Origin of the sequence: Herbiconiux ginsengi (genome assembly GCF_900107435.1) — a bacterium.
Classification (GTDB): domain Bacteria; phylum Actinomycetota; class Actinomycetes; order Actinomycetales; family Microbacteriaceae; genus Herbiconiux; species Herbiconiux ginsengi.
The window spans coordinates 1,328,070-1,342,359 of the sequence record NZ_FNPZ01000001.1 but is presented as its reverse complement, the minus strand read 5'-3'; the positions used below and the strand labels follow the sequence as shown (position 1 = coordinate 1,342,359).

The 14,290-nt window shown below is 71.1% G+C and carries 15 protein-coding genes; 5 read left to right on the top strand and 10 right to left on the bottom strand.

Annotated features, from left to right (window positions below; translation table 11 throughout):
• Window positions 1-8: 8 nt before the first annotated feature.
• The 3 genes from BLW00_RS06455 to BLW00_RS06445 are packed head-to-tail and all read right to left on the bottom strand — an operon-like array spanning window position 9 to window position 4,723.
• Complete coding sequence (locus BLW00_RS06455) at window positions 9-2,654, bottom strand: LuxR C-terminal-related transcriptional regulator (RefSeq protein WP_139256648.1); 2,646 nt, start codon at window positions 2,652-2,654, stop codon at window positions 9-11.
• A 54-nt stretch (window positions 2,655-2,708) separates the two neighbouring features.
• Entirely contained in the window at window positions 2,709-4,253 is a 1,545-nt protein-coding gene (locus BLW00_RS06450; RefSeq protein WP_092550740.1) for a molybdopterin-dependent oxidoreductase, read from the bottom strand.
• 50 nt (window positions 4,254-4,303) lie between these two features.
• Window positions 4,304-4,723 (bottom strand): DUF3054 domain-containing protein, encoded by a 420-nt coding sequence (locus BLW00_RS06445; protein ID WP_245741329.1) that lies wholly within the window; start codon window positions 4,721-4,723, stop codon window positions 4,304-4,306.
• Window positions 4,724-4,816: 93 nt separating this feature from the next.
• On the opposite strand from BLW00_RS06445, the gene BLW00_RS06440 reads away from it, so the two are divergent.
• The 3 genes from BLW00_RS06440 (at window position 4,817) to BLW00_RS24210 (ending at window position 6,567) form a co-directional block, all read left to right on the top strand.
• Entirely contained in the window at window positions 4,817-5,080 is a 264-nt protein-coding gene (locus BLW00_RS06440; RefSeq protein WP_092550738.1) for a hypothetical protein, read from the top strand.
• Between the two features lie 103 nt (window positions 5,081-5,183).
• On the top strand, window positions 5,184-6,110 hold the full coding sequence (locus BLW00_RS06435) for an EamA family transporter (RefSeq protein WP_092550735.1): 927 nt from the start codon (window positions 5,184-5,186) through the stop codon (window positions 6,108-6,110).
• On the top strand, window positions 6,019-6,567 hold the full coding sequence (locus BLW00_RS24210; RefSeq protein WP_281242384.1) for a tyrosine-protein phosphatase: 549 nt from the start codon (window positions 6,019-6,021) through the stop codon (window positions 6,565-6,567). Before BLW00_RS06435 ends, BLW00_RS24210 begins: the two co-directional genes overlap by 92 nt.
• 38 nt (window positions 6,568-6,605) lie before the next feature.
• Here BLW00_RS24210 and BLW00_RS06425 read toward each other — a convergent pair whose 3' ends face one another.
• The 5 genes from BLW00_RS06425 to BLW00_RS06405 all read right to left on the bottom strand — a co-directional run bounded on the left by BLW00_RS06425 (window position 6,606) and on the right by BLW00_RS06405 (window position 10,842).
• A complete protein-coding gene (locus tag BLW00_RS06425) occupies window positions 6,606-7,103 on the bottom strand; it encodes a hypothetical protein (protein ID WP_092550729.1) in 498 nt (165 codons plus the stop codon).
• 70 nt (window positions 7,104-7,173) lie between these two features.
• Window positions 7,174-7,821: a TrmH family RNA methyltransferase gene (locus BLW00_RS06420; RefSeq protein ID WP_092550726.1), complete on the bottom strand. Its 648-nt coding sequence runs from the start codon at window positions 7,819-7,821 to the stop codon at window positions 7,174-7,176.
• A gap of 105 nt (window positions 7,822-7,926) precedes the next feature.
• Entirely contained in the window at window positions 7,927-8,985 is a 1,059-nt protein-coding gene (locus BLW00_RS06415; RefSeq protein ID WP_092550723.1) for a magnesium and cobalt transport protein CorA, read from the bottom strand.
• A gap of 234 nt (window positions 8,986-9,219) precedes the next feature.
• The gene (locus BLW00_RS06410) at window positions 9,220-9,429 is read right to left on the bottom strand and encodes a hypothetical protein (protein ID WP_092550720.1); all 210 of its coding nucleotides are present in this window, start codon (window positions 9,427-9,429) and stop codon (window positions 9,220-9,222) included.
• Between the two features lie 72 nt (window positions 9,430-9,501).
• Window positions 9,502-10,842, bottom strand: a complete 1,341-nt coding sequence (locus BLW00_RS06405) for an Nramp family divalent metal transporter (protein ID WP_092552099.1) — start codon at window positions 10,840-10,842, stop codon at window positions 9,502-9,504.
• Window positions 10,843-11,002: 160 nt separating this feature from the next.
• On the opposite strand from BLW00_RS06405, the gene BLW00_RS06400 reads away from it, so the two are divergent.
• Both BLW00_RS06400 and BLW00_RS06395 read left to right on the top strand, forming a co-directional pair.
• Window positions 11,003-11,416, top strand: a complete 414-nt coding sequence (locus tag BLW00_RS06400; protein ID WP_092550717.1) for a PPOX class F420-dependent oxidoreductase — start codon at window positions 11,003-11,005, stop codon at window positions 11,414-11,416.
• A 12-nt stretch (window positions 11,417-11,428) separates the two neighbouring features.
• Window positions 11,429-12,235 carry a metal-dependent transcriptional regulator gene (locus BLW00_RS06395; protein WP_092550714.1) on the top strand — a complete coding sequence of 269 codons (807 nt, stop codon included), beginning with the start codon at window positions 11,429-11,431 and terminating at the stop codon, window positions 12,233-12,235.
• A 282-nt stretch (window positions 12,236-12,517) separates the two neighbouring features.
• On the opposite strand, the gene BLW00_RS06390 is transcribed toward BLW00_RS06395, so the two are convergent.
• Together BLW00_RS06390 and BLW00_RS06385 are read right to left on the bottom strand one after the other, a co-directional pair.
• Window positions 12,518-12,883 (bottom strand): hypothetical protein, encoded by a 366-nt coding sequence (locus BLW00_RS06390; protein WP_092550711.1) that lies wholly within the window; start codon window positions 12,881-12,883, stop codon window positions 12,518-12,520.
• Between the two features lie 180 nt (window positions 12,884-13,063).
• On the bottom strand, window positions 13,064-14,206 hold the full coding sequence (locus tag BLW00_RS06385; protein ID WP_092550708.1) for a cysteine desulfurase family protein: 1,143 nt from the start codon (window positions 14,204-14,206) through the stop codon (window positions 13,064-13,066).
• Between the last annotated feature and the right edge of the window lie 84 nt (window positions 14,207-14,290).

The window sequence follows — 14,290 nt, the reverse complement described above, 5'->3', positions numbered from 1 at the left end:
CTGAGGCCTCAGCCCTCGAGGAGCCCTCGCTCGGCAGCAGCGACGAGAGCCTCATCGCGAGAGGCGACGCCGAGCTTGCGGTAGAGACTCCGCAACTGACTCTTCACGGTGTTGGTCGACACGAACAGCGCCGCCGCGATCTCGGCGGTGCTGCCGGTCTCGACGAGCTGGTGCAGCACCGTGGCCTCCCGGTCGGTCAGCCGCGTGCGCGCGAGCACCGAGGGCAGGAACGAGCGCTGGCCGGCGACCGAGTCGAAGAAGGTGACGCTCGAGGTCAGCCCGTGCGCCGAGGCGTTCCGGGCCAGCGCCTCGCGGTCGACGTCGGGGATGAACACGATCTCGAAGCGCAGGTCGCGGTCGAGCATCAGCGCGACGGTCTCGTCGGTGATGTCGGCGGCGAGATCATGGTTGCCGAGCCGGAGCAGCGCCGCGGCTCGCACGAGACCGTGCGCCACCTCGATGTGCCGACTCATCCAGCCGCGCTGCCGCACCCCGTTCAGCAGGCGCAGGGCCTCGGCCGGATCGTCCCCGAGTAACGCCGTCAGAGCGCGCACGAGGATGACGGCGGGAGCGTCGGCGGGCTGGTGCGCGAGCACCGCATCCGCTCGCGCCGGCCGGCCGGAGGCCACGTACTCGACGGCGAGCAGCGCCGAGAGCCACTCTCCGATCACCCGCGGGATCTCGTTGCCCGTTCCGCGCTCGAGCGCCACCTGCAGCTCGACACTGCCCGCCCGGTGCCGATGCGTCGCGATGTCGATGAGCGCTTGCAGCAGGAGGAAGGCGCCGCGGTGCTCGCTTGCCGGCAGGTAGCGCTCGAGGGCGTCGACGTGCGCCTGCGCCCCGACCGGGTGGAACCGCTCGAGGGCCCCGAAGCCCTGCGCCAGGCGATAGAGGGCGCCCGGATTGCCCTCGCTCCATCCTTCCGGCCAGGTCATCCGGTTGAGTCGCGCGATCGGTTCGCGCGCCTCCACCATCTCGCCGCTCAGGGCGAGCGTGCCTGCGATCAGCGACAACGGCTGCAACCGGGCACGCAGCTCCGGCACCTGCGTGCTCGCACTGTAGGCGGCGCGGAAAGCCTCGAGTGCGCGATCCGGTCGCCCGGCGTAGAGCAGGGAGATGCCGGCGTGCGCGAGCAGATGATGGGCGTTGCGCTCGAGGTCGTCGCGATCGGCGGGCGCGAGCTCTTCGAAGATCTGCAGCGCGTTCTCGCCCGACTTGCCCGCCTGCTCGAACCGCCCGCTCAGGCGATAGGCGGCGCTTTCACCGGCCACCAGCACGAAGCGCTCCGCGCGATCGGTCTTGCCCGCGCGCACCCGCGACGCCGCGATCGCGAGGGTGAAGAGCTCGATGGCACGCATGCGGTTGTCGCCGAGCGCGTCGTAGCCGAGCCCGAGCACCATGGCGAGCAGGGGATAGTGCCGGATGGTGCGCAACGGAATGACCTGAAGCACCCCGACGACCTCGACGAGGTGCATCTCGAGCAGCTGAGCCCACGACTCCAGGGTGATCCGCGACGCGAACTCGAGGTCGCCCGCCTCGACCGCGTTCGACAGAGCCACGAAGGCGAGCCCGTGCGAGCGCGCCCAGGCCGCGTAGCGGCGGCGCAGCACCGGCACCTGCTCGGGCAGGTGCGCCACGAGTTCTCCGTAGAGCGCCGAGCGCACGACGCCCGAGAACCGGAAGACCAGCCCCTCGCCTTGGCCCGACCAGAGTCCGAGACCGTTGGACTCCGCCTGGTTCAAGAAGTCCTCGGCGTGCTCCTCGCCGGTCAGGTCTCGGGCGAGGGCGACACTCACGCCCTCGGGAACCGAGATCCTCAGCAGAAAGGTGCGCACCCGTTCGTCGGGCGCGAAGTACGTCACGGTGTCGGCGATGTAGGAGACCACGGCATCCGGAACGCGGATGTCGTGCGGCTCGAGCATGCGGCCCTCGCTCACGAACGTGCTGGCCGCCGCGCGCACCGGGAGCGCGAGTCCGTCGGTGGCGCCCTGCACCGCCGCCACCACCTCGGGCGAGGCGACGGCTCCGGCCCGCCGGAACAGCTCCGCGACCTCCTGATCGTCGAAGCGCAGGGCTTCGGGCCCCACGATCTCGGTGTCGACCCGCAGCGACAGCAACGCGGCATCCAGCCCCGCCATCGACCGGGTGGCAAGGGTCACGCGCACCTCGTGGCAGTGCTCGAGCACATCGAGCAGGTCGAGGTGCACGTCCTCGTCGTCGACGCGCTCGTAGTTGTCGATGATCAGGTGGATGCCCTCGGGCAGTCGCGCGAAGGCCCGTACGAGAGTGGCGCGGGGGTCGTCGGACCTCCCGAGGGAGGCCACGAGGTTCGCGAGCGGCGAGTCGCCGGTCTCGATGCCCGAGTCGATGGTGGCATCGACCACGTCGCGCCAGAAGGAGAGCCGGGTGGAGGGCTGGCGACGCAGCGACACCCATTGGCCCGGACGATCGGCAGCGGATCGCGTGCGCGCCCACTCGGCCATCAGAACGGTCTTGCCCGCTCCGCCGACCCCGCGCACGATCGTGAGCGGTGCGTCGGTGTCGAGTCTCCGCACCAGTCGCGGCCGGTCGACCAGCTGCCGGGGCAGCCGCGGGGCGCCGGCGAAACCGGGTCGACGGCGACTCGCCACCGCACCCTGATCGACTTCCCTCACAACCCCACCTCGTTGACTACTCTAGGGAATCCCTCCCCGATCGGGGGGTTAAGCTCAGCTCACGCTCACACTCACGCTGTCCCAACCGGTCGCCCCGTCGGGTGCCGGAGGCGCCTCGTCGGAGGTCTGGGTGTATCCGGACCGGTCGGTGGCCCGCACCGCGACGGTGTGCGAGCCGGGCTGCGCCTGCCACTCGTAGACCCACTGCACCCAGGTGTCGATTCCGGCGGTGTCGGCGAGCCGGGCCTCGGCCCAGTCGCCGTCGTCGATCCGCACCTCGACCTTCTCGATGCCGGTGTGCTGGGCCCAGGCGACCCCGGCCACGGGCACCGTGCCGGCGGAGACGGATGCGCCGCCTCGCGGAACGTCGATCCGCGACTCGGTCTTGATCGGGCCGAGAGCCGACCAGCCGCGCGGGGTCCAGTAGCCCTCCGCGTCGGCGAAGCGCGTGACGTTCAACTCGACCACCCATTTGGTGGCCGACACGTAGCCGTAGAGGCCGGCCACCACCATCCGAACCGGGTAGCCGTGCTCCACGGGGAGCGGCTCGCCGTTCATGCCGACGGCGAGGATGCCGACCCGGTCGGCGTCTTGCAGCGCTTCGAGCGGGGTGCCGGCCGTGAACCCGTCGGTGCTCCGGGAGAGCACCATGTCGGCGCCGGCGGTGGGCTTGGCCCGGGCGAGCAGCTCGCGGATCGGGTAGCCCAGCCACACGGCGTTGCCGATCAACTCGCCGCCCACCTCGTTCGAGACGCAGGCGAGGGTGACGGCGTGCTCTTCGAGCGGGAGGGCGAGCAGTTCGTCCCAGCTGAGCTCGATCTCCTGCTCCACCATTCCGGTGACCTTGACGCTCCAGCTCGCCGCCTCGACCTGCGGCACCTGCAGCGCGGTGTCGATGCGGTAGAAGCTGTCGTTGGGCGTCAGGTAGGGGGCGAGGCCGTCGAGGCCGAGTTCGGCGCCGGCCGGGATGGCGGGCGCGGGAGTCGTCGGGGGCGGCAGCAGGATGGCCTCGCGCGCCGTGCTCACGGCGGTGGCGGCCGCGTTCATGGTGCGCGCCACGCTGCCCACCACGAGAGCGGCGACGGCGGAGATGCCCCCGCGCACGAGGAAGGCGCGCCGATCGACGCCGGCCTGTGCGCGGAGCGGGGTGTCGGCCTGCTCGGAGGTCTGCCAGCGCCGCAACCGGCCGACGAGCATCCGCAGCACCAGCACGCCCACGATCATGCCGATGACGGTCGGCACGGCCGAGAACGCGCCGGCGCCCGACCGGGTGGAGACCGCGAGAACGGCCACGCCCGACACCACCACGAGCAGCGCGGTGCCGAAGGGCGGCCGACGGAGCTCGAGAATGCCCACGAGGCCGGCGAGCACCAGCACCACGACACCGAGCAGGATGAGCAGCACGGCCTTGTCGCCGGTGCCGAAGAGTTGGATGACGGTGTCTTTCACGCCGGGCGGCGCGAGGTCGATCACGAGCGAACCGACGGCGAACAGGGGGCTCGACTCCGAGCCCGCGAACAGCGCGATCAGCTCGGCGGTGGCGAGCACGGTTCCCGCGGCCACCACTCCCGAGGCCGCGGCCCAGAGTCTTGGTCGCATGCCTCATCATAGGAACGCGCGGCTGTGCGCCGACCGTGTGCGCGCCGGAGCTACCGCCGACGGAGGCGACGCACCAACAGGGCGATGGCCCGCCAGCCGACGAGGAAGACGCCGAGCACCACGGCCGTGACGATCACGAAGCTCCACTGCACGCCCTGGCCCGAGAGGATGCGCAGGAGCATCCCTCCCACCACGGCGGCCGCCCAGACCACGACGCCGGTGGGCGCGAGACGCAACGGAGCCCGCCACGCGAGCGACGCCACCCACCCGATGGCTGCGCCGGCGAGGAACGGCCAGAGCGTGGTGAGGAAGCCGATGAGCGCCGAGTCCTCGTCGTGGCTCCGCCGACCGATCAGCACGAAGACCGCGATGAGGGCGACATCGAGCACGACCGCCAGCACGAGCGTCCTCCTGCTCGCGCGGCGTGCCGAGACGCGGGCGGGCGGGGGCGACACCGATGCAGAACTCACCCGAGGAGTCTAGGCGGCGCATCTGGGTGCGGTGAGTCGATGGCGACGCGCCGACCGCTATCCCACCTGAGACATCTGGGCGAAGATGGAGGGGTGACCCACACTGAAATCACCATCCTGAACTACACCGTCAATGCAGATGTCTACGCCCGCTACGGCGCCGACTTCGACGCGGAGGCGGTGAACGACGAGATCCTGCGCATCCTGAACGACGCGGCCCCGGCCGGCGTGACCATCGAGCGCAACGGCAAGGTGCTCGCCGAAGACGCCGCGATCGCCACGGCGCGCAGCTTCGACTGGGCCGGCACGCTCAAGCGCATCGACCTCGACACCATCCTCGCCAAGCACGGGCGGTAGCCGCGTCGCGCGATCGGGGCGCGGGCCGGGCTGAAGAGCAGCCACATCGTGGATGAAGCAAGCGTTGCTTGTGGGGTGGGGGCGTGCGCGCGAGGCTGAGGGCATGCCCCTCCGCGATCGACTACTGGCCGGACTCGTCGCGCTGCTCTGGGGCGTGAACTTCGTCGCCATCCACTTCTCGCTCGAGCACTATCCGCCGTTCTTCCTGGTCGGGCTGCGCTTTCTCGTGCTGGCCATCCCGACCGCGTTGTTCGTGAAATGGCCCGGTGTGAAGGTGCGCTGGCTGCTCGGCTACGGGCTGGGCTTCGGCATCCTGCAGTTCGCGTTCCTCTACGCGGGAATGGCCACGGGGATGCCGCCGGGGCTCGCGTCGCTCGTGCTGCAGGCATCCGCACCGTTCACCGTGGTGATCGCGGCCGTGTGGCTGCGGGAGCGGCTGACGCTCGTGCAGGGTGTGGGCATCCTCGTCGCCGTCGCAGGGCTCGGCATCATCGCGGCGGAGCGCGCCGGGGTGTCGGCGTTGCTGCCCGTGATCCTCACCCTCTGCGGCGCGCTCGGCTGGGCCTTCGGCAACGTGTGCAGCCGGCAGGCGAACCCGGTGAGTCCGCTGGGACTGACGCTGTGGATGTCGGTGGTGCCGCCCATCCCGATGATCGGGCTCTCGCTGCTGATCGAGGGGCCGGAACGCATCTGGTCGTCGGTGTCGACCACTTTCACGCTCGAGGCGCTGCCCGCCGTGCTCGGCCTGCTCTACACGGTGGTGCTCGGCACGATCGTCGGATCGGGCATCTGGGTGACGCTGATGAAGCGCAACCCGTCGAGTCGGGTGGCTCCGTTCTCGATGCTGGTGCCGGTGGCCGGGTTCATCAGCGCGTGGCTGATCCTCGGCGAGGTGCCGACCGCGGGCGATCTCCTGGGCGGCGCGGTGGTGGTGGCGGGTGTGCTGGTGGCGACGCTCGCCTGGCGACCGCGGGCGCGCATCCCGGCCGACCTGGAGCCGGAGGAGTCGCCGACCGCCACCGCGGGTTAGGACCGTCGAGGACGCAGCGCGTCGACGACGAGATCGAGGAGATGGTCGGTTCGCGCGTCGGTCTGCGGATCGACGTGCCAGAGGAAGCGCCGCCGACACCGACCGGCCGGGCGTGCTCTTCCACTGCACGGCCGGAAAGGACCGCACCGGTCTCGCCGCCGCGTTGCTGCTCGACGTCGCGGGCGCCGACCGCGAGGCGATCGTGGCCGACTACGTGCTCACCGAAGCCAACCTCGCTGACGGCCTCGGACGGGAGCTGGCGAAGCTGATCACCAGCCTGGGCATTCCCCTCGTGCCACGCCTCGAGACCCTCGCCACGAAATCGCCGGCAGGCGCGATCGAGGCGGCGCTCGACTGGATCGCCGCCCAGCACGGCGATGCCGCGGGCTACCTGCGCGCGGGCGGCCTGGCGGAGGCCGAGACCGATCGTCTCCGCGCGCTGCTCCGGGTCGAGTAGGCCGGTGACCCGCCCTGGCACGGCGCCTCGGCAGGGAACTAGCGGAGGATCTCGACCATCAAGACCCAGGCGTTCAGGATCGACACGATGAAGATCGCGATGAAGCCCGCGGCCACGTGGAAGAGCCCGTCGGGGTTGCCGGAGATCAGCAGCACGCCTCCCACCAGCACACCCGCGAGCTGGCCGATGTGGAGAACGATGGTGGGGATGGTGCGGCTCAGGCTGGGGCCGTCGTGGCTGCGCAGCATCCGGACCGCCGCGTCCACCTGAAAGCCGAGGGCCACGACGGCGAAGGCCAGCACCTCGACGCCCAGCTTGTCGAGGGTCTGCCCCGGGATCAGCATGGCGAACGACGACACCAGTACGACGGCGATGGCGGCGATGGTGGAGCCGGCGCGGGCCGGCAGTGCCGAACCCGCGAGAATCTGTTTCACGTTGACCGACACCGCCACGATGATCAAGCCCGCGAGTGCGCCCGCAGAACCGGCGGTGGCTGACGCGAACGCCTGCCAGCCCCCGAGGTCGGTCGCATCCATAGCGGAATCGTAGCGGGACACGACCGCCGATCGTCGAACGCCCGTCCGCCGCGCGCCCCGTCGGTTCGGTCTAGAAGGCGACGTGCTGGGTGACCCAGGCGTGCATCGCGACCGCTGCCGCCGCCGACGCGTTGATCGAGCGGGTGGAGCCGAACTGCGAGATCTCGACCACCGCATCCGCCGCCGCGAGGGCCTCGCGTGACAGGCCAGGGCCCTCCTGCCCGAAGAGCAGCACGCAGCGCGACGGGAACGCGAACGTCTCGATGATGACGCTGCCGGGCACGTTGTCGATCGCGATGATGGGCAGACCCTCCGCCTGCGCGAACGCGACGAACGACGCGACATCCGGATGGTTCGACACGTGCTGGTAGCGGTCGGTCACCATCGCGCCGCGCTTGTTCCAGCGCTTCCGGCCGATGATGTGCACCGTGTCGGCCGCGAAGGCGTTGGCGCTGCGCACGATCGAGCCGATGTTGAGGTCGTGCTGCCAGTTCTCGATGGCCACGTGGAACGGATGCCGGTGCTCGTCGAGATCGGCGACGATCGCGTCCATGCGCCAGTAGCGGTAGCGGTCGATCACGTTGCGGGTGTCGCCGCGCGCGAGCAGCTCGGGGTCGTAACGAGGCTCGTCGGGCAGCTCGCCGATCCACGGACCGACCCCGCCGGCGCTCAGCTCGGCGCTCGGGTTGGCTGGCGCGTCGCCGCTCGGATCCGTCACGCCCCCAGGCTATCTCCCACGAGGTCGCTCGAAGTCGGTGCCGAGTGCTCGCAAGGAGTGACTTCGCGCGACCCGGTGAGGGGGTGCTCCCGGAGGTCGGCGAGCCTACAGCCAGCGGTTGCGCTTGAAGACCTTGTAGAGCACCACGGCCATCACCACCATCGCGGCGAGCGCCGCCGGGTAACCCCACACCCAGTGCAGCTCCGGCATGTGGTCGAAGTTCATGCCGTAGATGGCGGCGATGAGACTCGGGGCGAAGAGGATCGCGGCCCACGCCGAGATCTTCTTCACCTCGTCGCCCTGCTGGATGCTGGCCTCGGAGAGCTTGCGGGTGTCTTCCGCGAGGGTCAGGTTCGCCTCGGAGATGCGCCGCATCTCGTCGTTCTGCCGCTGCGTGGTGAGAGTGGAGTGCACGGTCAGGGCGTTCTGCAGGGTCGCGCGGAAGGCATCCGCCTGCCCCACCACGGCCAGCACGTGATCGAGCACGTCGCGCAGGCCCCGCTGCACCTCGAGGTCGACCTGGTACTTCTCGGCCCCGCGCAGCAGCGCCTCGAGCATGCCGGCGAGCGGATGCGCGGCCCGCTGGAACTCCATCACCTCGCCGAGCAGGTCGTAGATGCGGCGCGACACATCGGGGTCGCCGCCGAAGAGCTGCTTCTCGATCTCGTCGATGTCGTTCTGCAGCCCGGCCACCACGGGTCCGTACTCGTCGACCACCTCGTCGACGATCGCGTAGAGCACGGCTTCGGGTCCGAGCGCGAGGAGCTCGGGGTTCGCTTCGAGACGGTGCCGCACGGCGCCGAGGTTCGGTGACTCGGCGTGCCGCACGGTCACCACGAATCCGGGCCCGATGAACACGTGCACCTCGCCGAACTCCACCTCCTCGGCTGCATCGAGGTAGCGGGCGGGTCGCAGCACCACGAAGAGCGTGTCGCCGTAGCGCTCGAGCTTCGCGCGCTGGTGACCGGTGAGGGCGTCTTCGACGGCGAGGTGATGCAGGCCGAACTCGGTCTCGATCGAATGGATCTCGTCGGCGTCGGGGCGGTAGAGCCCGATCCAGGCCATGCCGTGCAGGCGATCCATGAGCTCGTAGGTCTCGTCGAGGCTCTTCGGGTCGTCGATGCGGTGTCCGGTCACGTAGACCGCGTTGTCGATGAGGGGCATGGATGCAGACGATACGTCCGGACGGTGAACGGATGGTGTCGGGCGCGCGGGACGGTGGGGGATCCTCACGGAACCCTGACGAGGGCTCGGGCGGGCGGGCCGGGCGCCGGCCCGCCCCCGCCCACCGACACCGCGATGCGTTTCGGGAGGAGGAGAAGCGAACCGGGGCCGAATACGGGGTCGCTCGCGCTCTCCTCCTCCCGAAATCGCGTTCGCGCGCCTCGAGAGCCACGGCTAGGGCTGGTCGAGCGCACCCGCCCCACCCGCGGAGCCGGCGGGCGGGACGCGGCGCCTCTCCTCCAGCCAGAGCTCGTGGCGGCGCAAGGCGCTGCCCACGGCGGAGCGGATGACCCAGTACAGCGCGAACAGGATGATCGCGGCCGGGACGGCATAGACGAGGATGACGACGAGAATGCCGAACCAGCTGAAGCCGGTGGAGACCATGACGTGCCCTTCGGTCGGAACGACTGACCTTCCTACGCTACGGCTGTCGAGCGGAGTGCGGAACCACTCCGGTCACGCCGCGACGCCCGCACCCGTCACCGTGAGGAAGATCAGCACCACATTGAGGCAGACGATGAGGGCCACGACGGTCCAGGCGACGACGCGCACGGGCATCCGGTCGGCGAACTCGCCCATCAGCGCACGGTCACCGGTGAGGCGGATGAGGGGGATCAGGGCGAACGGGATGCCGATGCTCAGGAGCACCTGGCTGAGCACCAGCGCCCACGTGGGGTCGATGCCGACGCCGAGCACGATCAGCGCGGGAATCAGCGTCACCACGCGACGCACCACGATGGGGATGCGGATGCGGAGCAGCCCCTTCATGATCACCGAGCCCGCGTAGGCGCCGACAGAGGTCGACGCGAGACCGGATGCGAGGAGCCCGACCGCGAAGATCGTCGCGATCGCGGGGCCCAGCGCGCCCTGGATGGCGGCATAGGCACCGGGGATCGTGTCGGTGCCGTCGACCCCGCGGAGGCTCGAGGCGGCCAGGAGCAGCATGGCGATGTTGACCGCCCCCGCGAGCACGAGGGCCACCACGACGTCGCCTCGGGTGACGCGGAGCAGGCGGCGGAGACGTTCGCGGGAGGCGCCGTGCGTGGGAGCCGGGTCGGCGACCACGCGCGTGGTCTCGCGGGCGCCCGCTTGCGCATCCGCTCGCGCCGCCGCATCCGCTCGCGGGGGCCGCACCGACTCGCCCGTGAAGTCGCTCTTCTCGGCCAGGGCCGCGAACTCGACGTGGTGGCGGTCGCGGGCGAGTGCGGAGTGCAGGTAGATCGCGTGCGGCATGACGGTGGCGCCGAGCATGCTCGCGGCGAGCAGCACGGTGGGCGCTCCCTCGAAGCGCGGCACCAGGCCGTCGGCCGCCGCGAACCAGTCGACGTTCGACACGAACACACCGGCGAGGAAGCCGAAGGCGATCACGGCGAGGAGGCCGATGATCATGTACTCGAAGGTGCGCTGCCGCCGGGCGTTCTGCACGAGCAGCAACGCCATCGAGACGACCCCGACGATCAGCCCGCCCATCACGAGCGGCACGCCGAAGAGCAGGTTGAGCGCGATGGCACCGCCCAGCACCTCGGCGATGTCGGTGGCGGCGGCCACGATCTCGGCCTGCAGCCAATAGGCGCGACGGCCCCACGGGCGTGTACGGGCGCCGACGTGCTCGGGCAGCGTCTTGCCGGTGACGATGCCGAGCTTGGCCGACTGGAACTGGATCAGCACGGCCATCGCGTTGGCCAGCACGAGCACCCAGACCAGCAGATAGCCGTATTGCGCACCCGAGGTGAGGTTGGCGGCGACGTTGCCGGGGTCGACGTAGGCGATGGAGGCCACGAACGCGGGCCCGAACATCGCGATGCTGTGCCACCAGCGCGGACGGGCGCCGGGCAGGTCGAGCGGCTTCGGCCCGGGGGTCGTGTGGCCGACCCGGTGCTCCGTCGCATTTTTAGGCATGCCTAAAAATTAGCACAGGCCGCCACGACCCGCATCCGCGGGCTGCGATAATTCGGGCATGAGTCTCCTGAGCGCCGAGGGCGCGGAGTTCGTGCGCGACCGCCATCTCGCGACCTTGTCGACGCTGCTCGCCGACGGCTCGCCGCACGTCGTGCCGGTGGGCTTCACCTTCGACGGCACGACCGTGCGCATCATCACGAACGGGCCGAGCCAGAAGGTGCGCAACGTGCAACGCGACGGCCGCGCGAGCGTGAGCCAGCTCGACGGGGCACGCTGGCTGACCCTGAGCGGCACCGCGCGCATCCTCGACGACCCGTCGTCGGTGGCGGATGCGGTGGCTCGCTACGCCGTGCGCTACCGGCAGCCGCGTGAGAATCCGGAGCGCGTGGTGATCGCGATCGAGGTCACCCGCGCGATGGGATCGAGCGGGATGCTGCTTCCGCGCGAGGAGCGGTCCACCCCCACGTCCTAGGCTGGAGCGATCATGACGACCTCCGCATCCGATTCCCCCGGGCCGGCCTCGCGCTTCGTGGCCGGGCAGGACGTCGCTGCCGAGAACTACCTCAAGACCATCTACGCGCACACCGAGTGGCAGCCCGATCCGATCAGTCCGTCGGTGCTGGCCGGGCGGCTGGGCGTGGCGCCGTCGTCGGTGACCGAGATGGTGAAGAAGCTCGCGGCGGGCGGGCTCATCACGCACGTTCCGTACGGCCCGCTCACGCTCACCGCGGAGGGGCGGATGCGCGCCATGGGTGTGGTGCGCCGGCACCGCTTGATCGAGAGCTGGCTCGTGCGCGAGATGGGCTACGAGTGGGACGAGGTGCACGACGAGGCCGAGGTGCTCGAGCACTCGATCAGCGAGCGGCTGCTGGATGCGATCGACGAGCGGCTGGGGCGGCCGCGGCAGGATCCACACGGCGACCCGATCCCGTCGGCCGCCGGCGTGGTGCCGGTGTTCGAGGCCGTGCTGCTGGCGGATGCCTCGGTCGGGCACGAGGGACGGATCGTGCGCATCAACGACCGTGACCCGTCGTTGCTGCGGCGCCTCGCCGAGGGCGGGGTGTTTCCGGGGACGCGGGTGCGGGTGCGGGACGCTGCCGACGGCGGGGCGGGTGGCGCGGGCACAGCTGGTGGTGGGGCCGTGGGCGGAGGCGCGGGCGCGGGCGCGGCGGGTGGCCGAGCGGCCGGCACAGGCGGCGCGGCACGGCGGCTCGAGTTGCTCGACGCGGGCGCCGCGGCGGCCCCCGTGGTCGAGGTCGACGCCCCCGAGGCGGTCTGGCTCACCGCCTGACGGGCGCCCGGGGCCGACGGCCTGGTGCGGATGCGGAGCGCAACGAGGGTCGCGGCCCCGTCTCGGGATGCGGCCGCGGCGGCGGCGGCCGTCTTCACCCAGCGCACGAGGCGGGAGCGGAACTCAACGAGGGTCGCCGCCACGTGCCGGGATGTGGCCGCGGCCGCCCGCGGAGCTCGACTTGACCCAGCGCATGGCGGAGATCGCCAATCCTGGCGGCGCCCCCATGAGCGCGCGGTGAGCACCAGGGTTGGACTTGTCTGCCCCGTGGGGCCGGAGACGTCAGCGCGACGGGCCGTGATCGGCCCGGGTGAGGGCTGCGAGTGCTTTCACCAGTCCGGTGAGCTGAGCCGTGCGCACCTGATCCTCGGCGCGGAAGACGGCGAGCGCCTGCTCGGCCCGCTTCGCCTCCCGGGGCGAATCGGCGCGAGCGAAGGCCGCGCGCTCCAGGTTCTCCCTGCGGAGACGATCGGCCTCGCGTCCGGCGGGATCCTCCACCCGCGCGAGGAACTGCCGCAGCACGCCCACGGCCTCCCCCGGCCCGTCGTACGCGGCGACGAAGGATGCGCGGGCCACGACCGAATGCGTCACCGCGTCGAGCGCTCGCCGGGCCGCGAGCACGTCGATCTGCGTGCTCGGGTCGGACATGGTCCGATGCTAGGCCGCGCGGCCCCATCCGTCGCCCGAGGTCACCGCCCGTTCATCCACCCTTCCCCCGGCGGCAACGATGCAGGCACGCTGATCCGCGCGTTTTGGCGCTATCGCGCGCCCGGATACCGCAAGAACGTGCGGATGAGCGTTGGGAGGCGCGAGGGCGGGCGCGTGCCGTCAGCCGAGGGCGGCGACCTCCGCGACCGAGGCGCGGAGGGCATCCACCGCCGCCCGCAGCTCCTCGGCGGTGGTGTCGGGCGTCAGCGTGAAGCGCACCGCCGTCTGGGCCACCTGCGGTGACAGGCCGATGGCCAGCAGCACGGGCGAGGGGTCGTCGCTGCCGGCGGCGCAGGCCGATCCGCTCGAGACGATCACGCCGCGCTCCTCGAGCTGCAACAGCACCGCCTCACCACTCGTGCCCGGAAAGCAGAACGACGCCACCGACGGCAGCCGCGACGACGGATGCCCCGTCAGCCGTGCACCGGGAACGGTGGCCAGCACCGCGCCGATGAACTCGTCGCGCAACGCCGTGGTGCGCGCCGCAGCCGCCGCCACCTCCAAAGGCGGGGCCAGCCGCACCGCTGCCGCGAGACCCACCGCGAACGCCACGTTCTCGGTGCCGGAGCGGTGGCCGCGTTCCTGGCCCCCGCCGTGCACCACGGGTTCGAGCGGCAGTCGCTGCCGCACCGCCAGCACGCCGATGCCCTTGGGCGCACCGAGTTTGTGCCCCGAGAGGCTGAGAGCGTCGACGCCGAGCGTGTCGAGCCGGGTGTCGAGCCAACCCGCCGCCTGCACGGCGTCGGTGTGGAACGGCACTCCGGAGGCGTGCGCCAGCTCGGCGAGCCGCGCGACCGGCTGCACGGTGCCGATTTCGTTGTTCGCGTACATCACGGTGGCCAGCGTGGTGTCGGGTCGCAGGGCCCCGGCGAACGCATCCGGGTCGACGCGTCCGTCGATGTCGACCGGCACGACGCTCACCTCGAAACCGTGCACGCGTCGCAGGTAGTCGACCGATTCGACGACCGCCGGATGCTCGATGGCACTGAGTACGACATGCCGCCCGCGGGGGTTTCCGAGGGCGATGCCCTTGACGGCGAGGTTGTCGGCTTCGGTTCCACCCGAGGTGAACACGACCTCGGCGGGGCGGCAGCCCAGCCACTCGGCAAGGACGCGGCGGGCCGCGGCGAGCGCCCGCGACGCGGATTCGCCCACGCCGTGGTGGCTCGACGGGTTGCCGAAATCGCCCGTGAGGAATGGCCACATCGCCTCGAGCACCTCGCGCTTGACGGGTGTGGTGGCCGCGGCGTCGAGGTAGATCATGGTCGCGCACCACGGATGCGCCGCGCGGCCGCCACTGATCCGCGCGCTTTCGCACCACCCGCCGCCCCCATTCCCGCCAAACCG